Raw genomic sequence first — 522 nt, 5'->3', positions numbered from 1 at the left:
TCTGTTTGGTCGGGTTGTCGTTGGCGTTATAGCGGATAACGTTGCTGATCAACAGGGCGTTCGCCAGACCGTGAGGAATGTGGAACTGAGAACCCAGTTTGTGCGCCATGGAGTGACATACACCCAGGAAGGCGTTAGCAAACGCAATACCGGCGATTGTTGCAGCACTGTGTACGCGCTCACGCGCTACCGGGTTCTTAGAACCTTCATGGTAAGACGCCGGCAGGTTTTCTTTCAGCAGCTTCAGCGCCTGCAGCGCCTGGCCGTCGGAGAACTCGGAAGCCAGTACGGAAACGTAAGCTTCCAGCGCATGGGTCACCGCATCCAGACCACCGAAAGCACACAGGGATTTCGGCATTTCCATGACCAGGTTAGCATCAACAATCGCCATATCCGGAGTCAGGGCATAGTCAGCCAGCGGGTATTTCTGCCCGGTTGCATCATCGGTAACAACGGCGAACGGCGTGACTTCAGAGCCGGTGCCAGATGTGGTGGTGATCGCCACCATTTTGGCTTTAACGC

The 522-nt window shown here is 55.7% G+C and carries 1 protein-coding gene; it reads right to left on the bottom strand.

What is annotated here, in order from left to right; all coding sequences use genetic code 11:
- On the bottom strand, positions 1 to 522 hold a 522-nt coding region (locus tag HMPREF3178_RS31520; protein WP_416371858.1), incomplete at both ends, for an iron-containing alcohol dehydrogenase.

This window comes from Klebsiella sp. HMSC09D12 (assembly GCF_001808475.1).
Taxonomy (GTDB): domain Bacteria; phylum Pseudomonadota; class Gammaproteobacteria; order Enterobacterales; family Enterobacteriaceae; genus Klebsiella; species Klebsiella oxytoca.
The sequence above is the reverse complement of the archived record's forward strand: the minus strand, read 5'-3'. Positions and strand labels throughout refer to the sequence as shown.